We start from the raw sequence: 25,601 nt of genomic DNA, 5'->3' as shown, positions 1-25,601 counted from the left end.
GGCGCCCGCTTATATCAGCGCCGAGCGGAAAACACCTTGAACATACCGTCGCGGGCAAGCTCGGCGTGGCTGGCAAAGGCGGCCGACAGCACGGGCTCGTAGGGAAGCTGGCGGTTGGCGACCATGAACAGCCTGCCGCCGGGCTTCAACGCCTTGGCTGCGGCACGGATCATGCCGGCGCCGATCTCCGGCTCCGCGGCACGGCTGCGGTGAAAGGGCGGGTTCATGGCGATGACGTCATAGCGGCGCTCGACAGTCTCCGCGAGCAGATCCGTCCAGAAGAAGCCCAGCGCCAAGGTGTTGCCGAGGTTGCCCTTGGCCGCCTCCAGCGCGTCAAAATCGGCCTCGTAGAGATCGAGAGCCGACAGGCCTGGCGAGCGGGCAGCCATCTCAGCCGCCACATAGCCCCAGCCGGCGCAGAAATCGGCCGCGCTGCCACGCAGATCACCAGGCAGGTTGTCGACCAGCAGTTTCGAACCCGCGTCGACGCGGTCGAAGGAGAACATACCTGGTGCGGTGCGGAACCGGTCCTCGACCAGCAAGGCGGGATTGGCGGCGCGTAAGGCGATGACAGCCTGCATGTCCATCGGCCGGCGCAGCCAGAAAGCGATGCCGTGATATTTCGGCATATGGCCGCCGAGCGGTACAAGCTCGTCGATGCGCTTGCGCAGGCTGGCAATGCCATCATCCTTGCCACCGGCAATGACGATCAACCCGCCCGGCGCCAAGCGCTGGAGAGCCTCCGCGACGCGCAGTTCGTTCTGGCCGCGATGGCGGCCGGCGATCACCAGCGCGGCTTCAAAACCATCATCCGCCGGTTGCGGCGTGACCGCGAAGCCAGCCGCCTGCAGTGCACAGAAATAGGGCCGGAAGCCTTGTACGAGGTGTAGCGTGGCGGCGAAGCCCTGAGGCAAGCGCAGGCCGGGCTCGGCGCCGAGGAAAAGGACGCGTTCGCCCTTGCCTGGCAAGGCAAGAGCCTCGGCCTCGAACGGATGGAAAAGCGTCTTCAGCGCCTCAGCAGACATGTCCCCCTGCCCTTTGGTGTCTTGCGCAATTCCGGACGGAAATCCGCTTCGCACCTTTCCTGGAATTGCTGCAAACGAAAACGGGCGCGACAACAGCCGCGCCCGCTTCGATTTCGTTGTCAGATCGCTCAGGCGGCGTCTTCTTCGCCTTCGGCCTTCTTCTCGCGCACGATTTCCTTGCCAGTCGCCTGGTCGACGACCTTCATCGACAGGCGAACCTTGCCGCGCTCGTCGAAGCCCATCAGCTTGACCCAGACCTTGTCGCCTTCCTTGACGACGTCGGAGGTCTTGGCGACGCGCTCATTGGCGAGCTGCGAGATGTGGACGAGACCGTCACGCGGGCCAAAGAAGTTGACGAAGGCGCCGAAGTCGGCGGTCTTGACGACCGTGCCTTCGTAGATTTCGCCGACTTCCGGCTCGGCGACGATGGTGTGGATCCACTTCTTCGCCGCCTCGATCTCCTTGGCGTTAGAGGAAGCGATCTTGACCGTGCCGTCGTCCTCGATGTTGATCTTGGCGCCGGTCTTCTCAACGATCTCGCGGATGACCTTGCCGCCGGAGCCGATGACGTCACGGATCTTGTCGGTCGGGATGTGCATGACCTCGATGCGCGGCGCGAACTCGCCGAGCTCGGCGCGTGCGCCGGACAGCGCATGGGCCATTTCGCCGAGGATATGCAGGCGACCGTCCTTGGCTTGGCCGAGGGCGATCTGCATGATCTCCTCGGTGATGCCATCGATCTTGATGTCCATCTGCAGCGAGGTGATGCCGTTGGCGGTGCCGGCGACCTTGAAGTCCATGTCGCCGAGGTGATCCTCGTCGCCCAGGATGTCCGACAGCACGGCGAAGCGCTCGCCTTCCTTGATCAGGCCCATGGCGATACCGGCAACAGGCTTGGCCAGCGGCACGCCGGCATCCATCAGCGCCAGCGAGGTGCCGCAGACAGTGGCCATCGATGAGGAACCGTTGGACTCGGTGATCTCCGAGACGACGCGCAGCGTGTAAGGGAACTGGTCAGCGCTGGGCAGCATCGGGCGGATGGCGCGCCAGGCGAGCTTGCCGTGGCCGATTTCGCGGCGGCCCGGCGAACCCATGCGGCCGGTCTCACCGACGGAGTAGGGAGGGAAGTTGTAGTGAAGGAGGAACTTCTCCTTGTACATGCCGGTCAGCGAATCGACATACTGCTCGTCCTCGCCGGTGCCGAGCGTGGCAACGACCAGCGCCTGGGTCTCGCCGCGGGTGAACAGCGCCGAACCATGGGTGCGCGGCAGGACGCCGACTTCGGAGACGATCTTGCGGACCGTCTTCAGGTCACGGCCGTCGATGCGCGAGCTGGTGTCGAGGATGTTCCAGCGCACGACCTTGGCCTGGAGTTCCTTGAACACGGAACCGATCTGCTCGGAAGCGTATCTGGGCTCCTCGCCCTCGGCCGGAGCAAATGCGGCCTTGACCTTCGCCTTGACGGCGTCGACGGCGGCATAGCGCTTCTGCTTGTCAGTGATTTTGTAGGCGTCGCGAAGCTCGTCGCCGACGATCTTCAGCATCTCGCCTTCGAGCTCGGAATAATCCGGCGCGGTGAAGTCGCGCGGATCCTTGGCGGCGACTTCGGCCAGCTTGATGATGGCATCGATCACTGGCTGGAAGCCCTTCTGGCCGAACATCACGGCGCCGAGCATCAGCTCTTCGGAAAGTTCCTTGGCTTCGGATTCGACCATCAGCACGGCATCGGTGGTGCCGGCGACGACGAGGTCGAGCTTGGATTCCTCCATCTCGTCGATGTGCGGGTTGAGAACATATTCGCCGTTGATGTAGCCGACGCGGGCGCCGCCGATCGGGCCCATGAAGGGAACGCCCGACAGGGTCAGCGCGGCCGAGGTGGCGACGATCGACAGGATGTCCGGGTCATTTTCGAGATCGTGCTGGACGACGGTGACGACGATCTGGGTGTCGTTCTTGTAGCCGTCGGCGAAAAGCGGCCGGATCGGGCGGTCGATGAGGCGGGAAACCAGCGTTTCCTTCTCGCTCGGACGGCCTTCGCGCTTGAAATAGCCGCCCGGGATCTTGCCGGCGGCATAGGTCTTTTCCTGGTAGTTGACGGTCAGCGGAAAGAAATCGAGGCCGGGCTTGGGCTCCTTCATCGAAACGACGGTGGCGAGAACCACGGTCTCGCCATAAGTGGCAAGCACGGCACCGTCAGCCTGGCGCGCGATCTTGCCGGTTTCGAGGATGAGCGGGCGGCCGCCCCATTCGATTTCCACTTTGTGTTGATTGAACATGTCTTGTCCTTTGTATGAGGAAGGGCCGCGCCGTTTCATCGTGCGCGGGTGCCCTTTCCTCTGGCTTCCTTTCTCGGGCAGCCACGGGCAAGACAACGGGAAGCTCGGGTTTGACTGGCACAGTGGCCATACGAGCGTCCTGCAATCCTGCCCCATGACCGTCCATGGGTGACTTCGAGTGGCCCTCTGCGCGCTCGAAGCCGGATATGGCCAATCGATCGACTGGCCTGCGCATGACCCCGAAAACCACGGCTTACGGAACGCGTCATGCGCAAATTCAGCTTTTCGGAGCGTCCGTCCGGCATCCAGATGGGCTGCGCGGCGCTCCAGTCCTGCATTCGAGTTCGGGTTGGCCCGATGCTCAAATGCGCGACCGGCGGACTCCCTGTGGGAGCCCGCCGGTCAATTCGTCAACGGCGCAGACCGAGCTTCTCGATCAGTATCTGGTAGCGCGCGTCGTCCTTGCGCTTGAGATAATCAAGCAGGCTGCGGCGCTGGGACACGAGAGCGAGCAGACCACGTCGGGAATGGTTATCCTTCTTGTGGTCCTTGAAATGGTCGGTCAGGTTCTTGATGCGCTCGGAAAGGATGGCCACCTGGACTTCCGGAGACCCGGTATCGCCCTTGGCGGTAGCGAATTCACCCATCAATTCCTTCTTGCGCTCGGCAGTAATCGACATCGTGTTTTTCCTTATCTGTTCGAGGAAACGGGTCGCCCTCAGCCGGGATGTCGTCCAGCAGGGGCCGGTGCAAGCAAAGCGTCCTAGCGCTATGCTGCGGCGCATATAGTGCAATTCCCGGCAAAACACCAGCCCAATTCACGAAGCCGGCTTTTCAGCTCCAGATGCCAAGTTTTATCGCGGTTAAAGCCATTTCTTCCATTTGAAGAAAGCAATCAGCCCGAGCGCGATAACAGCCATGAACAGCAATGACGCGGGATAGCCGTAATAGGCCTTCAGTTCCGGCATGTTCCAGGGCGAACTCCCGGGATCGAAGTTCATGCCCCAGACGCCAACCAGGAATGTGAGCGGCATGAAGATGACCGAGACGATGGTCAGATAGCTGATGACGTCGTTGGTGCGCGCCTGGCTCAGCGACAGATGCATCTCGATCAGTCCGGTCAGCATGTCGCGCTGGGTTTCGACCAGTTCGATCAGCCTTAGCGAATGGTCGAGCGTGTCGTTGAGGAAGACCTTGGTCTCGGCTCTGACACAGGCCACGTCGTTGCGGATCAGCGTCGCCAGGGCATCGCGCATCGGCCAAAGCATGCCCTTCAGCACATTGGCGTCGCGCCGCAATTCGTGCAGCTGCCGCATCTGGTGCTTGTGCGTCGAATGCAGCATCTGGTCCTCGATGCCGTCGACCAGGTCGCCGGCCGCCTCGATCGGCGGGAAATAGCTGTCAACAATGGCGTCGATCAGCGCATAGGCCAGATAGTCGGCGCCGCGCGTGCGCAACCGATTGGGTGCCGAACTCTCGATGCGCTTGCGCACCGGATCGAACGGATCTCCCTCGCGCTCCTGGAAAGTGACGACGAAGTTCTCGCCGAGGAACACAGCGATCTGTTCGTAGCGATGCGCGGTGATATCGTCGATCATGCGCACGACGACGAAAACATGATCCTCGAAGAAGTCGACCTTCGGCCGCTGGCCGGTGTTGACGACGTCCTCCAGCGCCAGCGGGTGCAGACTGAAGATGCGGCCGATCTCCTCGATCAGCTGGATGTTGGCGAGACCAGTGCAGTCGAGCCAGATCACCGGCCATTTGTGGCAATTGGCCTCGACGTCGTCGATGCTGGCATTGTCGATGGTCTTGAATTTCTGCGGCGAGATCAGGGTCAGCCGCAGTTCGGATCGCCGCGCCGCCGGATCGGCGATCAGCGTGCCCGGCGAGGCGCCGACCGGCGGCCGCCGCGTCTTCACCGGCGCCCGCTTTTTCACCGCCTCGGCCTTTGCCATGTGCCCCCCGATCTTAAAGTCCAACCGAAGTTAGACGAGAGCCATCAGCCGGCAAAGACCCGCTTGGGCTTGAACATGCCCTGTTCGATCGCGCCGATGGCAACCAGCTTGCCGCGTGCCGTCGCGCAGGCTTCTTCAGCCTCCACCGGCGCATCGCGGCCACGAATGATGATCGGGTTGCCGAGACGGATCTTGGTCGCGGCGTCATCGCTGATGGCGATCTGCGGCAGGCAATCGAGAGCCGCTGACGTATCGACAAGAAGCGCATCGATCGCGTCGAAGTCGATCGGCGCGTCCGGGGCGTCGCCGCCGTCGTCCGAGCCTGACTTGTCTTCACCTTGCGCGCCGAAGCGCGCCGCCTCAAGTTCGGCGATGGTAACGAAATCCTGCGGCGTGAACGGCTCGACCTCGACCCGGCGCAGGTCGGAAACATGGCCGAAGCAGCCGAGGTCGCGGCCCATGTCACGCGCCAGCGAACGCACATAGGTGCCCTTGCCGCATTCGACCTCGAAAACCGTGTAATCGGCGCCGTGCTCGACGACGTCGAGACGCCCGATCTCGATCTCGCGCGGGGGGATGTCGACCGTCTCGCCTTCGCGGGCGAGGTCGTAGGCGCGTTCGCCGGCGATCTTGACGGCCGAGAATTGCGGCGGCGTCTGCATGATGACGCCGGTGTATTTCGGCAGCAGGGCCCGCACCTCGGCTTCGGTCGGACGCAGGTCAGAGCTCTTCGTCACCGGCCCTTCAAGATCGTCGGTGGAGCGCTCATCGCCCCAGGCGACGGTGAAGCGATAAATCTTGGCGCCGTCCTGCACGTAAGGCACGGTCTTGGTGGCTTCACCGAGCGCGATCGGCAGCATGCCGGAAGCCAGCGGGTCGAGCGTGCCGGCGTGGCCGGCCTTTTCGGCCTGGAACAGCCATTTGATCTTGGACACAGCCTCTGTCGATCCCATGCCGACCGGCTTGTCCAGTACCACCCAGCCGGAGACCGGACGGCCCTTCTTCTTGCCGCGACGCCCCATTATTCGCTGTCCCTGTCGTCTTTGGTCTTGTCCTTGGCTTCGTCCGCGTCGAGATCGCGCGCCACTTCGGGCGACTTCAGCAGGTCGTTGATCCTGGCGAAATTGTCGAAGGATGTGTCCAGCCGGAAGCGGAACTCCGGCATGTATTTCATTTGCCTGAGCGCGCCGGAGACACGGCCGCGGACGAATTTCGCATGCTTGTTGAGCGCTTCGATGACGGCGCCGGCATCCTTTGCACCGAGCGGGGATACAAAGGCCGTGGCGATCTTGAGATCGGGCGACATGCGCACTTCGGAGACCGAAACGACCGAGTTTTCAATCAACGGGTCGATGATCTCGCCGCGCTGCAGGGTTTCGGAAAGCGCATGGCGCACCTGCTCGCCAACGCGCAGCATGCGCTGGGATGGACCGGATGTGGTGGAACGGGGCATTTTTCTCAATCCTGAAAGCGTGAGGCGCGGGATGGGACCGTGCCGCATGTCTCAAACAGTTCTCAACAGGCTTTGGGCGGCGGTCTTACGACCACCGCCCAATACCGACAAGTCACTCGAACTCAGAGTGTCCGGGTCACCATCTCGACGCGGAAGCACTCGATGATGTCGCCGACGCGCATGTCCTCGTAGTTCTGGAAGGCCATGCCGCACTCCTGGCCGACGGGGACTTCCGCAACCTCGTCCTTGAAGCGCTTCAGCGTCTTCAGCGTGCCTTCGTGGATGACGACATTGTCGCGGATCAGGCGCACGCCCGCGCCGCGCTCGACCTTGCCTTCGGTGACACGGCAGCCGGCGATCTTGCCGACCTTGGTGATGTCGAAGATCTCGAGGATCTCGGCATTGCCGATGAAGGTTTCGCGACGCTCCGGCGACAGCAGGCCCGACAGAGCCGCTTTCACATCATCCACGAGGTTGTAGATGATCGAGTAGTACCGGATCTCGATGCCCGCGGCCGCGGCCGCGGCACGCGCCTGCACATTGGCACGGACGTTGAAGCCGATGATTGCCGCGCCCGAAGTCTCCGCCAGGGAAACGTCGCTTTCGGTGATGGCGCCGGCGCCGGCGTGGACGATGCGCGCACGCACCTCATCGGTGCCGAGCTTGTCCAGCGCGGCATTGATCGCCTCGATCGAACCCTGAACGTCGCCCTTGATGACCAGCGGGAATTCCTTCAGCCCGCTCGTCTGCAACTGCGACATCATCTGTTCGAGCGAGCCGCGCTGACCGGCATGCTTGGCAACCGCCTTCTCGCGCGCCAGACGCTGGCGGTATTCGGTGATCTCGCGGGCGCGAGCCTCGTTGTTGACGACCGCGAAGCGGTCACCAGCCTGCGGCGTGCCCTGAAGGCCGAGCACCTCGACCGGCATCGCCGGCGGCGCTTCCTTGATCTGTTCGCCACGATCGTTGACCAGCGCGCGCACCCGGCCCCATTCGTTGCCGGCGACGAGAATGTCGCCCGGCATCAGCGTGCCGGTCTGCACCAGCACTGTGGCGACGGGGCCGCGGCCCTTGTCGAGCTGGGCCTCGATGACGACGCCCTCGGCGGTCCTGTCCGGATTGGCCTTCAGGTCGAGGATTTCGGCCTGCAGCAGGATCGCTTCGAGCAGTTTGTCGAGATTGGTGCCCTTGGTCGCCGACACTTCGACGTCAAGCACTTCACCGCCCATCGATTCCACGAACACCTCGTGGCGCAGCAGTTCGGAGCGCACCTTCTGCGGATCGGCATCGTGCTTGTCGATCTTGTTGATCGCCACGATGATCGGAACGTTGGCCGCCTTGGCATGGCTGATCGATTCGATCGTCTGCGGCATCACGCTGTCGTCGGCAGCCACCACGAGAATGGCAATGTCGGTGGCCTGGGCGCCGCGGGCGCGCATCGCCGTGAAGGCGGCGTGGCCGGGCGTGTCGATGAAGGTGATCTTCTGACCGTTCTTCTCGACCTGATAGGCGCCGATATGCTGGGTGATGCCGCCGGCCTCGCCGGACACGACATTGGCGTTGCGGATCGCATCCAGCAGCGAGGTCTTGCCGTGGTCGACGTGACCCATGATGGTCACGACCGGCGGACGCGGCACCAGGTCTTCCGGACGATCGGCGATGTTGAACAGGCCTTCCTCGATGTCGGACTCGGCGACGCGGCGGACCGTGTGGCCGAATTCGGTGGCGACCAGCTCGGCCGTGTCGGCGTCGATGACGTCGCCCGGCTTCAGGATCTGGCCCTGCTTCATGAAGAACTTGACGACATCGACCGCACGTTCGGACATGCGCTGCGCCAGTTCCTGGATGGTGATGGTCTCGGGCAAGATCACTTCGCGCATGACTTTCTCGCGCGGTTCATTGTGCATCGCGCGCTTGAACTTCTCCTGACGGCGACGCATCGACGACAGCGAACGGGCCCGCGCATCCTCGTCGGAAAGCGCGGAATTCAGCGTCAGCTTGCCGCGGCGACGGTCTTCCTCGCCCTTGGTCGGCTTGGCCGGACGCGCCACTTCGGGCGTGACCGGGCGGCGTACCGGCGCCCCGGCGCCAGCCCGCTTCGGCTTGACCTCTTCCTCTTCGTCCGATGTCGCCAGTTCGGCGGCCTGCGGCGCGCGGCGGCGTGCCTCTTCCTCGGCGCGGCGGCGGGATTCGGCTTCGGCCTGCAGGCGCGCTTCCTCCTCGGCCTGCCGACGCGCGGATTCCTCGCGCTCACGCTTGCGGCGCTCTTCTTCCTCGGCGCGGCGCTTGGCCTCCTCGGCGGCGCGCTGGCGGTCCTCGACTTCGCGAACCTTCGAGCCTTCGAGTGCCCTGCGGCGCGCTTCCATTTCACTGCGCGACAATTCGTTCAGCACCATGCCGCTGCGCTCGACCGGAGGCGGCGGGGGCGGCGGCGCCTTGGGCGCTTCCTGCACGACGGGCGCGGCAGCCGCTACCGGCGGCTTCGGCGTGAAAACAGGCGCAGGGGCAGCGGCTACCGGCTCCGGCCTGTCACCGGGCAGCGAGAACTTGCGCTTCTTGGTCTCGACCACGACCGACTTGGTACGGCCATGCGAGAAGTTCTGGCGCACGGTGCCCTGTTCCATGCCGGGGCGCTTCAGCGTCAAGGTCTTCTTCGGCGTAACACTCAACGTCTTGTCGTCGCCCGATTTCGTATCGCTCATTCCATATCCTCTGCGGCCTCATCTTCGTCAGCAACGGCCGCAAGCATTGCCAGATCGTCCGGGGTACCGCCCCGATACCGGTCGAGCGCAACCATGCGCTTCTGGACCGCCTTACCCGCGTCTCCCGCGAGGACGGCAGCATGTATCACATTTGTACCCCCCAATGCCAAGCTCAACTCGGCCTCGGAGAAAAGTTTGTAGGCAAGGATGGAGGGGCCGCCAATATGGACGGTCGCCCGCCGCGCCTGGCTGATCTTGCGCACACCATCGTCGGACGCTTCGGTCGCGTGAAGCACAAAAAGCGCCAGCCCGCCGCGCACCGCGCTCTCGACCTTGGTGGCGCCCAGCGCTATCGCGCCTGCCTTGCGGGCGAGACCCAGCATACCCAGCGCGGATTTGGAGAGCAACCCGTCGACCATGCCGCCCAGATCGGGCGGCACAACCACCTGTGCCTTGAAGGCGCGGGCAAAAAGGTTTTTGGCCGCCGCCTTGTCGACATGTAGGCGGTCAGCACTCACCCAGCAACCACGGCCGGGCAGATTTCTCTTGAGATCGGGAACGACGGCCGAATCCGGGCCGACGACGAACCGGATCAGATCATCCGGTTCGGCCTGCTTGCGGGTGACGATGCAGGTGCGATCGTTCATCTCGTCCAGGGGCGGGTTCTGTGCGATGCGGTTTCACCTCACGCACCAACGGCTTCGTCAGCCGATGCTTCGTCGGCCGCAAGCTCGTCCTCGGAAATCCAGCCGGCCTTAAGACGGGCGGCGAGCACCATCTGCTCGGCGTCGGCGCGCGAAACGCCGTGATTGGCCAGCACGCCGGGGTACACCTTGGTTTCGCCGTCCTTGCGTTCCTTCCAGCCGGTCAGGTCGTCGGCGGCATAGCCGGCGAAATCCTCGATCGTCTTCACGCCGTCTTCGCCAAGCGTCACCATCATGGCGGTGGTGATGCCGGGGATTTCGCGCAGCTCGTCCTTAACACCCAGCGCCTTGCGCTTCTCGTCATGCTGGGCCTCGATCTTCTCCAGATATTCGCGGGCGCGGGTCTGGATTTCCGAAGCGGTGTCCTCGTCGAAGCCATCGATCGAGGAGATTTCGCCGGAATCGACGTAGGCCACTTCCTCGACGCTGGTGAAGCCTTCCGAGGCAAGCACCTGGCCGACCATTTCGTCGACGTCGAGGGCTTCCATGAACAGCGCCGAGCGCTCGACGAATTCCTTCTGCCGCCGCTCGCTCTCTTCCTGCTCGGTCAGGATGTCGATGTCCCAGCCGGTGAGCTGCGAGGCAAGGCGCACGTTCTGGCCGCGACGGCCGATGGCCAGCGACAGCTGATCGTCCGGCACCACAACCTCGATGCGCTCGGCATCCTCGTCGAGAACCACCTTGGCGACTTCGGCCGGCTGCAGCGCGTTGACGATGAAGGAAGCGGCCGAGGGCGACCACGGAATGATGTCGATCTTCTCGCCCTGCAATTCGCCGACGACCGCCTGGACGCGGCTGCCGCGCATACCGACGCAGGCACCGACCGGATCGATCGAGCTGTCGCGCGAGATGACGGCGATCTTGGCGCGTGAGCCCGGGTCACGGGCGACCGACTTGATCTCGATGATGCCGTCATAGATTTCCGGCACTTCCATGGTGAAGAGCTTGGCCATGAACTGCGGATGGGTGCGCGACAGGAATATCTGCGGGCCGCGCTGCTCGCGGCGCACGTCGTAGACGTAGGCACGGACGCGGTCGCCATACTTGTAGTTCTCGCGCGGGATCAGTTCGTCACGGCGGATGATCGCCTCGCCACGGCCGAGATCGACGATGACATTGCCATATTCGACGCGCTTGACGGTGCCGTTGACGATCTCGCCGATGCGGTCCTTGTATTCGTCGTACTGGCGGTCGCGTTCAGCCTCGCGCACCTTCTGCACGATGACCTGCTTGGCGGACTGGGCGGCGATGCGGCCGAAATCCATCGGCGGCAGCTGTTCGGCGATGAAATCGCCGAGCTGAGCGTCGGGATTGCGCTCCCGGGCAGAGGAAATGGCGATCTGCGTGGCATAATCGTCGACCTTTTCGACCACTTCCATCAGCCGCTGCAGCTTCATCTCGCCGGTGTTCGGGTTGATGTCGGCACGGATGTTGGTCTCCTGGCCGTACCGCGAACGCGCCGCCTTCTGGATCGCATCGGCCATGGCGGCGATGACGATCGACTTGTCGATCGACTTTTCACGCGCGACCGCGTCGGCAATCTGCAGCAGTTCAAGTCTGTTGGCGCTTACAACCATGTTCTTTCTCCCGAGCCTGTTTGCCGGACTTTCGGGTCCGGCAGCTCAATCAACTTTCCTGTTCGTGTTCTTCCGTGGCGTCCGTTTCCGCACCCTCCGGCACGTCGTCGTCCGGCTCGCCGCGGCGTTTTTTGGCTTCCTTGCGCGCCCTGTTGTCCTTCGACAAGGCATCGCGGATGAGGTCGTCGGTCAGGATCAGGCGCGCCTCCGCGATCGCATCATAAGGCACGCGCACCGTCGGCTCCTCGCCATAGGCCGCCTTGTCGCGCTCGATCAGCACGTCATTTTCGCCGGCCTCGGCGATCTTGCCCTTGAAGCGCTTGCGGTCGGCGACGACGACCGACGTCTCCATCTTCACCAGGTGGCCAGTCCACGCCGTGAAATCCGACTTGCGGACCAGCGGCCGGTCGATGCCGGGAGAAGAGACTTCCAGATGATACGCCTTCTCGATCGGATCGTCGACGTCGAGCGCCGGCGACACCGCGCGGCTGACCGCCTCGCAATCCTCGACGGTCATGGTGCCGTCCTCGCGCTCGGCCATGATCTGCAGCGTCAGCCCGTTCTGACCGGACAGGCGCACGCGCACCAGGCGAAACCCGATGCCGCGCAGTACGGGCTGGATGATCAGCGCGATGCGCGCATCGATGCCGCTTTCGCGGATGATGCGGTCGTCACCTTCGCTTGCCGTTGCAGTCATCTAATCCCTGTCGTTCTTTTCGAACCTATCGGCAGGTAATAAAAAAGAGCGGGACCGGGTGGACCCACTCTTCGTCATACCGACCAAGAATTTGAAGCTGATATAGACGATCCGGGCCGGCGTTTCAAGTCCGCTGTGCCGGGGCGGCAAAAGCCCAGACGGCGTCCGCGCTGCTTCAGACGCATGGCCCCCATGCGGCAATCCCTGTGAGCGCCGACAGGATGCTCCTATCTGTTAGCCACGACACGAACAGAATTGCCGCGCGAAAGGACAAGATCATGAGCAACCGCAGAATATTTTCCGCCTTGGGCGATCTCTTCACAACGTTCGGCAGCGCCGTCGCCGCATCGCGCCGTGGAAGCCGGCCGCAAGCCGCGCGCGGACGACCTGCCCAAGCTTGGCTGGATCCGGCCGTGTTCGACCGAATCGGCCGCATCTGAGCCTGCCGGAAGGCTCACGTCCTGACGAAAGTCAGATAGGCGGGCGGCCGGCCCTCGCGAATGGCCTTCGCCTCGTAACGGGTGCCTGGCCAGCCATCGTAAGGGCGATGCCAGTCCGCCGCTTCCGCGGCCTGCCATGCGAAGGCGCCGTGCGCCCGGCAATGCAGCAAGGTCCAGTTCACATAGGTGTCGATATCGGACGCGAAGCGGAATTTCGAACCCGGCTTCAGGACACGCGCGAAACGGTCGAGATTGACCTGGCTGACGAAGCGCCGCTTCCAGTGCTTCTTCTTCGGCCAGGGGTCGGGATAAAGAAGATCAATGCCGTCCAGCGAGGCCGAGGGCAGCCAGTCGAGCAATTGCGTGGCGTCGTCGTCATAGACCCTGAGATTGGCAAGCGGCCTTTCCCGGACCGCCATCATCATCTTGGCCATGCCGTTGACGAAGGGCTCGACGCCGATGAAGCCGATCGTCGGCGCCTCGACGGCGCGATGCAGGAGATGTTCGCCACCGCCAAAGCCGATTTCGAGCCGCACGGCCGAAACGTCAGCTTCAAACAGAGTGCGCAGATCCGGCGGCGCCGCGGTCGCCAGATCGAGCCGATAGGCGCCAAGGCCGCTTTCCAGGGCCGCGGCCTGCTGCGGGCGAACGGGCTTGCCGCGCCGACGACCGAAAAAGGCTTCGGTCGTACGGCTTGGCCTGTCTTGCGGGCTCATCTGGTTGGGCGCAGGGTCGTCGTGGCGCTCAGGCCGCGACGGCATCCTTGAGCGCCTTGGCGAGGTCGGTCTTCTCCCAGGAGAAAGACCCATCACGGCCGGCCTTGCGGCCGAAATGACCGTAGGACGACGTCTTGGCGTAAATCGGCTTGTTGAGGTCCAGGTGGCGGCGGATGCCCGACGGCGACAGATCCATCACGCTGCGCAGCACGTCTTCGAGCTTTGCCTCGTCGACCTTGCCGGTGCCGTGGAGGTCGACATAGACCGACAGCGGCTGGGCGACACCTATGGCATAGGAAAGCTGGATGGTGCAGCGGTCGGCCAGCTTCGCCGCCACGACATTCTTGGCGAGGTAACGCGCCGCATATGCGGCCGAACGATCGACCTTGGTGGTGTCCTTACCGGAGAAGGCGCCGCCGCCGTGAGGTGCCGCGCCACCATAGGTGTCGACGATGATCTTGCGGCCGGTGAGGCCCGCATCGCCGTCTGGCCCGCCGATGACGAACTTGCCGGTCGGGTTGATGTACCACATGCAATCGTCGGCGATCTTGAGGTCGCCAAGCGCCTCGCGGACGTAGGGTTCCACGACCTTGCGGACCTTCTTGGAGTCCCAGGTCGAGTCGAGATGCTGAGTCGACAGGACGATCTGCGTCGCCTCGGCCGCCTTGCCATCGATGTAGCGGACGGTGACCTGGCTCTTGGCATCCGGTCCGAGCTTGCCCGCCTCGCCGTTGTTTTCGTGACGGGCGGCGGCCAGCAGTTCGAGGATCTTGTGGCTGTAGTAGATCGGCGCCGGCATCAGGTCCGGCGTCTCGCGGCAGGCATAACCGAACATAATGCCCTGGTCGCCGGCACCTTCCTCGCCCTGGCGGTCGGCGGCGTTGTCGACGCCCTGGCCGATGTCCGGCGACTGGCCGTGCAGCAGGACCTCGATCTTGGCCGTCTTCCAGTGGAAGCCTGCCTGCTCATAGCCTATCTCACGGATCGCCTTGCGGGCGACGGATTTGAATTTCGCCGGGTTCACGACAGGGTGCCCCGCCGCGTCCTTGAGGATGTTACCGGCCTTGTCCTTCTTCAGCAGCGTCTCGGGGACGCGCACCTCACCGGCGATGACGACGCGGTTGGTGGTCGCCAGGGTCTCGCAGGCAACGCGGACTTTCCATGGGTCCATGCCGGTCTTCTTGGCTTCACGATAGACCAGATCGACGATCTCGTCGGAGATCCGGTCACAGACTTTGTCGGGATGGCCCTCGGCAACGGATTCCGAGGTAAAGAAGTAGTTCTGCCGCGTCACGGGTGTCCCCTCTTGAAAACGATCGGCGGGCTGCCGATTTTGGCGCGCCACGTGTTAGCGGGGCAGAGCGCCGCTCGTCAAGCGTTGCCGCCGTTCTGGCATGAATGTCGACGCCGACATCTTGTGCCACCGGCGGCTGGTTGCCGCCGGTTCGAAGCGCATCGCGGATCAGTCGAGATCGTCCGCCGCGAGCGATTTCACCAAGTCGATGATCCTGCGGCGCACCTTGACATCGGCGATCTTGACAAAGGCGCGGTTGAGCTGAAGGCCTTCCGGGCTGCCGCAGAATTCGACGGCAAAAGCCATCGAGGCATCCTCGGCAAAGCCGCGGTTGGCCGCGGACTCCTGACCCGGCGCATCCTCGAAAAAGAAGGCGACGGGCACGCCGAGTATCGAGGCAATCGCCTGCAGGCGGCTGGCGCCGACGCGATTGGTGCCCTTTTCATATTTCTGGATCTGTTGAAATGTGATGCCGAGATTTTCGCCCAGCTTTTCCTGGCTCATTCCGAGCATGTTGCGGCGGAGCCGAACCCGGCTTCCAACATGGATGTCGATCGGATTCGGTTTCTTCTTGTTTTCTTCTGTCATTTTTTCCTCGCCGAATTTTTTCGGCTTCGTGTTTTTTTCCTGCCCAAAGAAAGCCGGAGGCGAACTGCCCCAACAGAACGATCCACTGGCTTCGAGAAATTTTCAGGCGGTACAGTATGAGTTTCTAATGTGCCAACTGTCAATTCACCCGTAGCCTTTGCCTTACATTCAACAGGGCCCCCACCAGCGCAAACAGCAACATAATCAGCATTCCGTTAATGCGTCGCTGGCCTGAGGAAACGACCGTCTGTTCGGAAATCGGCACCTTCACATCGATGGCTCCGCGCGCGTCGATCGCCAGCGCGTCGACGACGCGTCCGTGTCGATCGACGACGGCCGAGATGCCGTTATTGGCAGCGCGCAGCAAGGGCAATCCGTTCTCCACTGCGCGAATCTGAGCCTGCCGGAAATGCTGGTATGGGCCCGGCGTGTCGCCAAACCACGCATCATTGGTAACGTTCACAATAAGCTGCGCTGACGTAGCGTCAACCGCCACGAGGTCGGGAAAGATCACCTCATAACAAATAAATGGCAGGGCATGGATGCCGCCCGGAAGCGTGATTGCGTGGCGCTCGTTGCCGGCCGTGAACGTCATCGGCCCGGCGACGAGCTGGTCGATACCGAAACGGCCGAACAGATCGGCAAAAGGCAGGTATTCACCGAACGGCACCAGATGGACCTTGTCGACGGCGTCAGCGATTTCGCCCTTGTCGTTGATCGCCACCACGGAATTGTAATAGCGGCTGTCAGGGCTGGCCGCCGAGCCGCCCTCCTCGCGAACGACGCCGGCAATCAGCATCTGGCCATCGGCCAGCATATCGCCCAGCGCCGTCAACGCATCAGGCCGCTCGGTGAAGAGGAACGGCACCGAGGTTTCCGGCCACAGGATCAGCTGCGGCTTTCCGTGACCGGCGTCCGGTGCCTTGGCGGACAGGCCTAACAGGGTGGCGAAGATGCGGTCACGCACCGAGGCGTTCCACTTTTCCGACAGGTCCACCGCCGGCTGGACGATGCGGACATCCAGGCTGCGCTCAGCCGGCTTTTCAGGAGCGGCAAGCCTGACATAGCCGAAGCCGACATGGGCGGCGGCAAGCAGCACAAACAGGGCTGCACCGAGGCGAAGATGCCGGCGCGCCGCCAGCAATGCAGGCAGGGAAAAGAGGAACACGGCAAGAGCGTTCATGCCGATCATGCCGGTCACCGAGACGCTCTGCATCAGAAGGGGCACGGGCATCGCCGCATAGCCGATCGCATTCCAGGGGAAGCCGGTGAACAGGAAGCCGCGCAGCCATTCCGTCAGCCCGAAGCCGAAGGCAAGAGCGGCGATGCGGCCGACATCGCTGCTCCATAGAAGCCGGGCGACCATCGTCGCAAAGCCATAGAAAAAGGCGAGCGCGAAGGGAATGCCGATTACGGCGAAGGGAAGCGCCCAGGCAAAGCTGTCGGCCTCGACCAGCAGCGCCGAGCCGACCCACCAGAGGCCGGCGAGGAAATAGCCAAAGCCGAACCACCAGCCGACGGCGAAAGCCGGCCGCAGGCGCCGGAACAGGCTGCCGGAGGCTTCGCCGGTTGCGCCGTCGAGCAGCCAGACCAGCAACGGAAACGAAATAAAGCAGGCGGCGAAGAAATCGTATGGCGCCTGGCCGAGCACCGCCAGCGCTCCGGCAAGAAAGGCAACGAGCGCGCGCCGCCAACCCCAAAGCAGAATTATCCGGCCAGCAAGGCGCACCATGCATACTTCCGAGTCGCGCGAATCAGGACGCCAGATTTATCAGGCCGCGGCTTGCACTCCAAACGCCGACGGCCGCGATGCCCCGACCGCCGCTCTATCGATGCCAACCCTCGATCCGCAGGCCGCCCAGGTGTTCGGCCTCTTCGCGGGAAACGGAACGGATCGCCTGCGTGAAGGTCCATACGTGACCCTCGGGATCGCGGGCCCGATACTGGCGCTCGCCATAGAACTGATCCGTCGGCTCCTGGATTGTTACCGCACCGGCCGCCCGCGCCTGCTCACAATGCGCTTCGAGGCCGTCCTTCAGCCTGACATAGACCGACTGCGTGTTCTTGCCGGAGACCGCAGCCGGGCTGGCGACATAATCAGCCCATTCAGAATCGACGATGATGTAGCAATCGCCGAACCGCATCTCGGAATGGACGAGCTTTCCCTCGGCGTCACTGACCACCATGCTGCGCTCGAAGCCGAACGCCGCTTCCAGCCACGCCAGCGCGGCAACAGGGTCCCTCCAGCGGGTCCCTGTAGAAGACACCGGACCCCAGGCTCGCGTGCTTGAACGGATCCTCAATCGTCATCGGCGAGCGAGCGGCTCAGGCCTGTTCGGTGCGCGCCGCGGCACGCCGGCGGCGTTCGCCCTTCTGGCTCTGCACGATGCGCACGCGCTTGACGCGGCGCGGATCGGCATCGAGCACATGGAACTCGAAGCCCGGGATGGCCTGCACCACCTCACCGCGCGCCGGCACGCGGCCGAGCGTGTTGAAGATCATGCCGCCGATGGTGTCGACATATTCGCCATGTTCGCCAGCGGCGAAATCGCCGCCGATCATCTTGGCGACGTCGTCGATCTCGGCCTTGCCGTCGACGACGAACACGCCGTCGCCGGCCTGGGTGATCATCGGCTCGTCATCGTCATGCTCGTCCTCGATATCGCCAACGACCATCTCGACAATGTCCTCGAGCGAGACAAGGCCGTCCGTGCCGCCATATTCGTCGATGACCAGTGCCATCTGCGTGCGCGTCGTCTGCATGCGGCCCATCAGGTCGGAGGCAAGCATCGATGGCGGCACGAACAAAACCGGGCGGATCAGGTTGAGCTCGCCAATGGTGCGCGCGAGGTCGACATGGGCAAGATCAAGCTGCGTGGCGGCCGGCGTCTTCCTGGTCGTGCGTCCCTTCTTGACGCGCGCGAGCTTGGTGATGTGCGCCAGCACGTCGCGGATATGGACCATGCCGCGCGGATCGTCGAGCGTCTCGGAATAGACCGGCATGCGGGAGTGGCCGGATTGTTCGAAGGTGCCCAGGAGGTCGCCAAGCGTCGTGGTGATTTCGACGGCCTCGATATCGGCGCGGGGCACCATGACGTCCTCGACGCGCACTTCACGCAACCGCAGGATGTTGTTGAGCATGGCGCGCTCGCCAGGCGAGAAGGATTCGGCATCGCTGGCTGTCTCGGCAAGCGCGCCGGCGATTTCCTCACGCAGGCTGGTTCCGTTGCGTTGCCGGAACAGGCCCAAAACACGCTCGAACAGGGAGGGGCCGGCAGGCGAAGACTCGCTGGCAACACTGCCGGTGTTGGCAACACCAGGGGTAACGGTACTCGGACTTGATCCCTCTTCCGACGTATCGGAAGCCTTGGCGGCACTGCCGGCGTCGGGGCGGGCGGCAGTCTCTGGTTTGTCGTTCATCGTCGTCCGGTCAATTGTCAGATGTAGTTACGCGTAGGGATCGGGAATGGCAAGCCTTGCGAGCGCTGTACGTTCGAGAGCTTCCATCTCCTCGGCCTCGGCGTCGGTCTCGTGATCGTAGCCCAGCAAATGCAACAGGCCATGGATGACGAGATGGGAGATATGGTTCTCCAGGGGCTTGTCTTCCAGTGCCGCCTCGCGCGCCACCGTCTCGGCGGCGAGCACAATGTCGCCCAACATCGGCGGCAGCGGAGCGCCTTTCGCATGCGGAAAAGCCGGGAAAGACAAGACGTTGGTCGGCTTGTCCTTGCCGCGCCAGCCGGCGTTCAGCGTGCGGATATGGGCGTCGTCGGAAAAAACGACGCTCAGTTCGGAATGTCCTGCAGCGCCGGTTTCGGCGAAAGCGGCCGCGGCGGCTTTGTCGACAAGCTGCAAAAGCACCGCCTCTCCAGGCCAGTTTCCCGCCTCGACCATCAGATCGATGTCGACGGGAAGGAGCAGGCCTATCCCATCAGGCCTTTCGGGCTCGGTCATGCGGTCAAATCAGCCTTCGGTCCCCATGCCGCGCGCGAGCTTGCCGTCCCGGTCATAGGCCTTGACGATCTCGGCGACCAGCGGATGCCGGACGACGTCACCCTCGTTGAAGCGCACCGTCACCATACCCGTCACGCCGTCAAGGATCCTGAGCGCCTCGACCAGGCCGGACTTGGTGTTCGGCGGCAGGTCGATCTGGGTCGGATCGCCCGTCACGATCATGCGCGAATTTTCGCCAAGACGCGTCAGGAACATTTTCATCTGCATCGGCGTGGTGTTCTGCGCCTCGTCGAGGATGACCGCGGCATGCGCCAGCGTGCGGCCGCGCATGAAGGCGAGCGGCGCGATCTCGATCACTTCCGCCGCAATGGCACGTTCGACCTTGTCGGCGGGCATCATGTCGTAGAGCGCGTCATAGAGCGGCCGCAGATAGGGATCGACCTTCTCCTTCATGTCGCCGGGCAGGAAGCCCAGCCGCTCGCCGGCCTCGACCGCGGGGCGCGACAGCACGATACGCTCGACCATGCCGCGTTCGAGCAGCATCGCCGCATGCGCCACCGCCAGATAGGTCTTGCCGGTGCCGGCCGGACCGATGCCGAACACCAGTTCCGACCGCTCCAAGGCCCGCATATAGGCGTCCTGGGTGAGCGAGCGGGCGTAGATCGTCTTCTTGCGGGTGGATATCTGGGCAGCTGAAACCTTGCCCTTGCGCTCCAGCGTCGGCAGCGTGAGCTGATCGTCGGCGGCCACCGCCATGCGCACGGCGCCGTCGACATCGGACTGACTGATATCGACGCCTTTCTGCAGAATCCCGTAGAGATTGTCCAAGGCGCGGCGCGCTTGTTCGGCGGCCGAAGCAGACCCCTTGATGGTCAGCTGGTTGCCGCGCGAGCGTATGTCGACGCCGAGCTTCTGCTCGAGCCGGGCGAGGTTCTCGTCGAACTGACCGTAAAGGGCGCTGGCAAGCTTGTTGTTGTCGAAAGTCAGAACGATGTGCGCCATGTCAGAAGCCCCAGATGCCGGTACCGGGGGCAGATTCTTCAGCTCCGCTGCGCTCAACCGTCTCTCCTCATCTGCCGAGACCATCAGGCCAATTCGGCGAACAGGCTATTGTAGCCCGTCTTCGTGATTCGTACCTGGATAATGTCACCGATTTCGCCGGCCTTTTCATCAACAATAACCGGCTGTAGCCAAGGCGAGCGGCCGACCTTCTGGCCGGCCTGCCGGCCAGGCTTCTCGATCAGCGTGTCGATGGTGCTGCCGACCAGGCTCGAGCCGAAATCCTGCTGTTGTTTCAAAAGCAGAGCCTGCAGGAGCTGCAGGCGTTCGTCCTTGACCGATTCCGGCACATGACCGGGCATATCGGCGCCCGGCGTGCCAGGGCGTGGCGAATATTTGAAGGAAAAGGCCGAGGCGTAGTTCACCTGGCGCACCAATTCCATGGTCGCTTCGAAATCGGCGTCCGTTTCACCGGGGAAGCCGACGATGAAGTCGCCAGATAGTGCGATATCCGGCCGCGCGGCACGGATGCGATCAAGCAACGCCAGATAATCCTTGGCCGTGTGCCTGCGGTTCATCGCCTTGAGGATACGGTCGGATCCCGACTGCACCGGCAGATGCAGATAGGGCATCAGCGACGGCAGGTCGCGGTGGGCGGCAATCAGCTCGTCGTCCATGTCGCGCGGATGACTGGTGGTGTAGCGCAGCCGCGCAAGGCCGGGGATTTCGGCCAGCCGGAACAGCAGCCGACCAAGACCCCATTCCTCGGCATTTTCGCCTTGGCCATGCCAGGCATTGACGTTCTGGCCAAGCAGCGTCACCTCGCGCACACCGGCCTCCGCGAGCCGCTCGGCCTCAGCGACGATCTGCACGACCGGCCGCGATACTTCGGACCCTCTGGTGTAGGGCACGACGCAGAAGGTGCAGAACTTGTCGCAGCCTTCCTGCACGGTGAGGAAGGCGGTGACGCCGCGCTTGATGACCTCGGCGCGCCTGGGTTGCGGCAGATGCTCGAACTTGTCCTCGATGGCATATTCGGTCTCGACGATCTTCTCGCCGCCACGGACTCTCGCCAGCACGTCCGGCAAGCGGTGATAGGTCTGCGGACCGATGACCAGATCGACAGCCGGAGAGCGCCTGATGATCTCGGCGCCCTCGGCCTGCGCCACGCAGCCGGCGACGCCGATCAGCAATTCGCGGCCGGCATCGGCGCGCGCCGCCTTCATGTCACGGATGCGGCCGAGCTCGGAATAGACCTTTTCGGCCGCCTTCTCCCTGATATGGCAGGTGTTGAGCAGCACGAGGTCAGCCTCGCCGATGGCATCGGTCGCGGTGTAGCCGTCGGCGGCCAGCGCGTCGCTCATGCGCTGTGAGTCATAGACGTTCATCTGGCAGCCATAGGTCTTGATGAAGACCTTCTTCGCTGCCGTGGCGCGCGCTGCCGGCTCTCCGGCGACAGTGCCGATGTCGTCGCTTTCAATCGTGTTCAAGTCCATCCGGCGGCTTCTAACGCCTTTCCGTGACAAAAAACAGACGATTCTCGGTATGCGCCCGCAGGAGCGTGCCGGGCTAGCGGCTCGGGCGCGGATCGGCGAGTGACGCCTGCATCATCTCACGCACCTGGCTTTCCATCAGCTTCGCCGTTTCCTTGCGGTTCGAGCCCTTGGAAAAGGCAATCGCTTCGCCGAAATGCACCTCTACATCGAGGGCGCCTTCGGCCATCAGCACCTTGAGGTGCGGCATCAAATCCTCGTCGCCGATCCAGGCCGCGATCGGGCGGTGCCGGCGGCCGAGCGGCACGCCATGCAGGCGCGTATAGACGATCGCCACCGGCTGGATGAATACCTGCTCGGCAGCACCCTCCGAAATCGCCATCGAGGCGGCCCCGAACAGCGTGCTCTTGAACGGCAGGACGACATTGCCGTCACCGGTCGAACCCTCGGCGAACAGCACCATGACGTCGCCCTTGGCCATGCGGCCGGCGATCTCGCTGGCCTGGTCGCCCGAGGAACGCTTGCGTTCGCGCTCGATGAAGACGGTGCGCTGCAGTTTCGACAGCATGCCGATCAGCGGCCAGCCTTCCATGTCGGCCCTGGCGATGAACTTCACATCGGCAAAAGAGCCCAGCACCATGATGTCGGTCCAGGAGATGTGGTTCGCGGCAACCAGCAAGGGGCGCTTGGCCGACAGCGTCCCCTTGACATGGATGCGCATGCCGAGCGCCCGGACGATCAGCCTGTGCCATATTTTGAGGACGACGGTTTCCGGCCACCAGCCGGTTTTCATCGACAGTATCTGCAACGGCACCAGCACCAGCGAACCGGCAACGACGAGGCCCAGCGCCAGGAAAACCCTGATTTTTCCGATCATGCGTCCTTGGCCTTACCATTACAGTGCCGCGCGTCCTCCTGGACGCGCAAAGGACGCTGCAACACCTTAATCTTGGCGCATGATCCTTCCGAAATCGGATCCGATTTTCGGGGTCATGCGGCCTCTGGCTAGCGAAGATCGCGGCGCATGACAAGCGCCCCGGTCGGCCCGTGCCCGGGCGCCTTGTAGTAATCCGGGCGCTTGCCGACTTCGCGGAAGCCGAGCCGCCGATAGAGGGCGATCGCGGCGACATTGGTCTCGTCGACCTCCAGGAACAGCGCTTCGGCGCGCTGGGCGTGCAGTTCGCGTAGCACCGCGTCCATCAGCTGCCAGCCCAGCCCCTGGCGGCGATGCGATCGCGCCACGGCGACGGTCAAAATCTCGCCCTCGCCGGCTGCCAGCCTTGCCAGCACGAAGCCCACCGGCGGCTTGGCGCCCTGCCCGGTTTCGCGCGCGGCGTAGCCGAACACGGTGTCCTGTTCGAGCAAGGCAGCGAACTCGCCATCGGTCCACGGGCGGACGAAATCCTCGCGGTGCAGCAGCGAGATCGCGGGACTGTCGGTGATCCTGAGTGGCTCGAGTGCATAGTCCCGGCGACGCGGCTGGAGAAAAGGTATGCGCATTCTATTTTTCTTGCCTTGAAAGAATAAATCCGGCCTGCGGCTTGGCATCGGCGCCGCGCAGGTAAAGCGGTTTTGGCCTTTCGCTCTCGCCTTTGGCGACGGCAAGACGGGCGTAGGTGACAATGTCGGCGGTGGCCATCCGTGGCCCGATGTCGAAAGCGCGCCCGGCTGAAGCGGCGATGTGCGCCGCCGCGGTGCCGGCAAGCACGGCAGCATTTTCGACCGCCAGGGCCGTGGCTTCCGCCAGCGTGGTCACCGCGGGGCCGTAAGTCAAAGCTGACATTTTATCGTACAATGCGGCATGGATCTCCTCACGGCCGGCATCGAGCGCCGCCAGCACGGCGCGGCCGGGAAATGCCGCTGCCGCTTCGGCCGCCAGCGCCTCGAGCGTCGTCACGCCGATCGCGGGCACCTTGAGCGCCAGCGCCAACCCGCGCGCTGTCGAAACACCGACGCGAAGGCCGGTGAAGGAACCGGGACCGACGGAGATGGCGATGGCGCCAAGGCCGGCGTAGTCAGTCGCACCCGCCTTCATCGCCTCGGCGATGACCGCCATCAGGTGTTCGGCATGGCCCTTGCCGAGATCGAGCACCGAGCGGCCGAGTTCCTCCTCTGCCGCCGCGTCGTAGACGCAGGCGGCGCAGAGGCTGGCGGCACAGTCGATGGCAAGCAATTTCATGAAGCGACCGGTTCCGAGAACCACTTCCCTGTGCCCGCCAAGGCGCGCCACCGCAAGCACAATTTGTTAAACGGCTTCGGTTCTGCCAGCGCGCTATCAGACCTGTTCGATGCGCAGCATGTGGTTGTCCCAGACATAGTCCGGTTTCGATCGCTTCGCGCCGCTGCCCTCGATGATCTCGCCAGCGCCCGTGGTGGCCATGAAGCCCGATCCGTCAGGCGCCAGGCCGCAGACCTCGACCAGCACGCTGGTCGAGACGACCCGACCGCTCGCCGCATCGATCACCACAAGCGAATTGCCTTCCGGCGACGAGACGGCAACGGTGCCGGCTGAATCGTTGGCGGCGACCGAGCCGATATAGTTGCGAAAGCCGGACAGCACATCCCCCGGCATGTCGAGCAACTGCAGATCCTTGCCGCGCGTGGCGCGGCCGACCAACGCCGGACGATCGGTGCCCGGCCCCCTGTATTGGCAGCCGAACCAGACGGTGCCGGTCTGGTCGGTGTCCATGTGGCGGATCGACAGCTGATGCAGCGCCGCCGGCAGTTCGTGCTTTTCGATGAGGTCACCAGAGACGCGGTCGACAAGCACATAGCACGGCTTCATGGTCCCGATGTTGAGCTCGGCACGGCCATAATCGGGATGGGTCTCGATGCCGCCATTGGCGACCGCGATCGTCCTGCCATCGCCCAGCAGCAGAAGCTCGTGCGGCCCCATGCCGTAGGTCGGGAACTCCCCGACGCGGCTGAATTTCGCCCGCGCATCATAGATGCCGACCACGCCTGCAGCGTTGTCGAAATCATTCTCCGTGGCGTAGAGCAGCGCGCCGTCGGGCGAGAACACGCCATGGCCGAAGAAATGCCGGCCGGGGATGCTGGCGATTGTCAGCGGAGCATCGTGCCCGGTGTGATCGAAAACGACGGCGAAAGTGCCCGGCTGGCGGGCGAAAACCACCGAACGCCTGGATACGGGATCGAAGGTGACGTCGTGGCCGCGATCGGGCAGGTCGATCGCATGCAGCACCTTGCCGGCCTCCGACAGGACGGCAGCACCAAAACCGCCGTCGCGCTTGAGGAAGGCGGTGGCGAAGACGGCACCCGCCGCCAGCGTTTTTGCCCAGGCCGACGGTGCCATCGCGGCGGCAAAGCCAATGCCCGCGGCCCTCAGGAAATCACGGCGATCCATGAGGGATGTTCTCATGACACCATCCCAACGGTTAGAGGCTCGCTCATCGCCATGTCCGGAGGTCGAAGTTGGCATTCAGTTCCCACCGATCGCTCGAGCGGATTATCGCAGCCATCCGAGGTTGGCCGAAGCCTTTCAGAATTCGTCATGCTTGGGCGAAGCAGGAGCGAAGCTCCGTCGCGAAGACCCAAGGATCCATGCCGTGATTTCAGCCGAAGAACGCAGCGGAGCAGAAAGCCGAACCGTTGCAACGCCCTGAAGTCGCGGCATGGATCCCGGGGTCTGCGCCGCGTCGCTTCGCTCCTTGCTCCGCCCCAGGATGACGAAGCGACTAGCGTTTCGACCAATCTCCAAAGACGGA

At 63.6% G+C, this 25,601-nt stretch carries 24 protein-coding genes; 1 reads left to right on the top strand and 23 read right to left on the bottom strand.

The features are described from left to right. Positions 1-14: 14 nt before the first annotated feature. From FJ938_RS04090 to rimP, 10 genes are all read right to left on the bottom strand, one after another. Positions 15-1,025: a class I SAM-dependent methyltransferase gene (locus FJ938_RS04090; protein WP_140691358.1), complete on the bottom strand. Its 1,011-nt coding sequence runs from the start codon at positions 1,023-1,025 to the stop codon at positions 15-17. Positions 1,026-1,153: 128 nt separating this feature from the next. Then, on the bottom strand, positions 1,154-3,301 hold the full coding sequence (pnp, locus tag FJ938_RS04085; RefSeq protein ID WP_140691356.1) for a polyribonucleotide nucleotidyltransferase: 2,148 nt from the start codon (positions 3,299-3,301) through the stop codon (positions 1,154-1,156). A 410-nt stretch (positions 3,302-3,711) separates the two neighbouring features. Then, positions 3,712-4,086, bottom strand: a complete 375-nt coding sequence (gene rpsO, locus FJ938_RS04080; RefSeq protein WP_281409090.1) for a 30S ribosomal protein S15 — start codon at positions 4,084-4,086, stop codon at positions 3,712-3,714. Positions 4,087-4,164: 78 nt separating this feature from the next. Further along, the gene (gene corA / locus FJ938_RS04075; protein WP_140691350.1) at positions 4,165-5,259 is read right to left on the bottom strand and encodes a magnesium/cobalt transporter CorA; all 1,095 of its coding nucleotides are present in this window, start codon (positions 5,257-5,259) and stop codon (positions 4,165-4,167) included. Positions 5,260-5,303: 44 nt separating this feature from the next. Next, positions 5,304-6,281 carry a tRNA pseudouridine(55) synthase TruB gene (truB, locus tag FJ938_RS04070; protein ID WP_140691347.1) on the bottom strand — a complete coding sequence of 326 codons (978 nt, stop codon included), beginning with the start codon at positions 6,279-6,281 and terminating at the stop codon, positions 5,304-5,306. Next, entirely contained in the window at positions 6,281-6,712 is a 432-nt protein-coding gene (gene rbfA, locus FJ938_RS04065) for a 30S ribosome-binding factor RbfA (RefSeq protein ID WP_140691344.1), read from the bottom strand. Before rbfA ends, truB begins: the two co-directional genes overlap by 1 nt. Positions 6,713-6,834: 122 nt before the next feature. Then, positions 6,835-9,414 (bottom strand): translation initiation factor IF-2, encoded by a 2,580-nt coding sequence (gene infB, locus FJ938_RS04060; protein WP_140691342.1) that lies wholly within the window; start codon positions 9,412-9,414, stop codon positions 6,835-6,837. Next, a complete protein-coding gene (locus FJ938_RS04055; protein WP_140691339.1) occupies positions 9,411-10,061 on the bottom strand; it encodes an RNA-binding protein in 651 nt (216 codons plus the stop codon). The genes infB and FJ938_RS04055 overlap by 4 nt, the downstream gene beginning before the upstream one ends. 38 nt (positions 10,062-10,099) lie before the next feature. After that, positions 10,100-11,695, bottom strand: a complete 1,596-nt coding sequence (nusA, locus tag FJ938_RS04050) for a transcription termination factor NusA (protein ID WP_140691336.1) — start codon at positions 11,693-11,695, stop codon at positions 10,100-10,102. Positions 11,696-11,744: 49 nt separating this feature from the next. Next, positions 11,745-12,392 carry a ribosome maturation factor RimP gene (rimP, locus tag FJ938_RS04045; protein ID WP_140607752.1) on the bottom strand — a complete coding sequence of 216 codons (648 nt, stop codon included), beginning with the start codon at positions 12,390-12,392 and terminating at the stop codon, positions 11,745-11,747. A 206-nt stretch (positions 12,393-12,598) separates the two neighbouring features. Between rimP and FJ938_RS04040 the strand changes: the two genes are divergently transcribed. Continuing rightward, entirely contained in the window at positions 12,599-12,832 is a 234-nt protein-coding gene (locus FJ938_RS04040; protein WP_181169005.1) for a hypothetical protein, read from the top strand. A 14-nt stretch (positions 12,833-12,846) separates the two neighbouring features. Here FJ938_RS04040 and FJ938_RS04035 read toward each other — a convergent pair whose 3' ends face one another. The 13 genes from FJ938_RS04035 to FJ938_RS03975 form a co-directional block, all read right to left on the bottom strand. After that, entirely contained in the window at positions 12,847-13,548 is a 702-nt protein-coding gene (locus tag FJ938_RS04035; protein WP_140691575.1) for a tRNA (guanosine(46)-N(7))-methyltransferase TrmB, read from the bottom strand. 28 nt (positions 13,549-13,576) lie between these two features. After that, positions 13,577-14,842 (bottom strand): methionine adenosyltransferase, encoded by a 1,266-nt coding sequence (metK, locus tag FJ938_RS04030; protein WP_140607756.1) that lies wholly within the window; start codon positions 14,840-14,842, stop codon positions 13,577-13,579. Positions 14,843-15,010: 168 nt separating this feature from the next. After that, a complete protein-coding gene (locus tag FJ938_RS04025) occupies positions 15,011-15,430 on the bottom strand; it encodes a helix-turn-helix transcriptional regulator (protein WP_140607758.1) in 420 nt (139 codons plus the stop codon). Positions 15,431-15,569: 139 nt separating this feature from the next. Further along, a complete protein-coding gene (lnt, locus tag FJ938_RS04020; protein WP_140691334.1) occupies positions 15,570-17,162 on the bottom strand; it encodes an apolipoprotein N-acyltransferase in 1,593 nt (530 codons plus the stop codon). A 94-nt stretch (positions 17,163-17,256) separates the two neighbouring features. Then, positions 17,257-17,697: a VOC family protein gene (locus FJ938_RS04015; RefSeq protein ID WP_246673169.1), complete on the bottom strand. Its 441-nt coding sequence runs from the start codon at positions 17,695-17,697 to the stop codon at positions 17,257-17,259. A 58-nt stretch (positions 17,698-17,755) separates the two neighbouring features. Continuing rightward, positions 17,756-18,850 carry a hemolysin family protein gene (locus tag FJ938_RS04010; protein ID WP_140691331.1) on the bottom strand — a complete coding sequence of 365 codons (1,095 nt, stop codon included), beginning with the start codon at positions 18,848-18,850 and terminating at the stop codon, positions 17,756-17,758. 27 nt (positions 18,851-18,877) lie between these two features. Further along, positions 18,878-19,384: an rRNA maturation RNase YbeY gene (ybeY, locus tag FJ938_RS04005; protein ID WP_140691328.1), complete on the bottom strand. Its 507-nt coding sequence runs from the start codon at positions 19,382-19,384 to the stop codon at positions 18,878-18,880. Positions 19,385-19,393: 9 nt separating this feature from the next. Next, positions 19,394-20,386 (bottom strand): PhoH family protein, encoded by a 993-nt coding sequence (locus FJ938_RS04000; protein WP_226890477.1) that lies wholly within the window; start codon positions 20,384-20,386, stop codon positions 19,394-19,396. An 83-nt stretch (positions 20,387-20,469) separates the two neighbouring features. After that, positions 20,470-21,879: a tRNA (N6-isopentenyl adenosine(37)-C2)-methylthiotransferase MiaB gene (miaB, locus tag FJ938_RS03995; RefSeq protein WP_140691325.1), complete on the bottom strand. Its 1,410-nt coding sequence runs from the start codon at positions 21,877-21,879 to the stop codon at positions 20,470-20,472. Between the two features lie 73 nt (positions 21,880-21,952). Then, positions 21,953-22,753, bottom strand: coding sequence for a 1-acyl-sn-glycerol-3-phosphate acyltransferase (locus FJ938_RS03990; RefSeq protein WP_140691322.1), 801 nt, complete (start codon positions 22,751-22,753; stop codon positions 21,953-21,955). 128 nt (positions 22,754-22,881) lie between these two features. Beyond that, entirely contained in the window at positions 22,882-23,376 is a 495-nt protein-coding gene (gene rimI / locus FJ938_RS03985; RefSeq protein ID WP_140691319.1) for a ribosomal protein S18-alanine N-acetyltransferase, read from the bottom strand. A 1-nt stretch (position 23,377) separates the two neighbouring features. Continuing rightward, on the bottom strand, positions 23,378-24,055 hold the full coding sequence (tsaB, locus tag FJ938_RS03980) for a tRNA (adenosine(37)-N6)-threonylcarbamoyltransferase complex dimerization subunit type 1 TsaB (RefSeq protein ID WP_140691316.1): 678 nt from the start codon (positions 24,053-24,055) through the stop codon (positions 23,378-23,380). A 96-nt stretch (positions 24,056-24,151) separates the two neighbouring features. Then, positions 24,152-25,255, bottom strand: a complete 1,104-nt coding sequence (locus tag FJ938_RS03975) for a DUF1513 domain-containing protein (RefSeq protein WP_140691313.1) — start codon at positions 25,253-25,255, stop codon at positions 24,152-24,154. Positions 25,256-25,601: the final 346 nt, after the last annotated feature.

This window comes from Mesorhizobium sp. B2-4-14, from assembly GCF_006442155.1.
GTDB lineage: Bacteria > Pseudomonadota > Alphaproteobacteria > Rhizobiales > Rhizobiaceae > Mesorhizobium.
The sequence above is the reverse complement of the archived record's forward strand: the minus strand, read 5'-3'. Positions and strand labels throughout refer to the sequence as shown.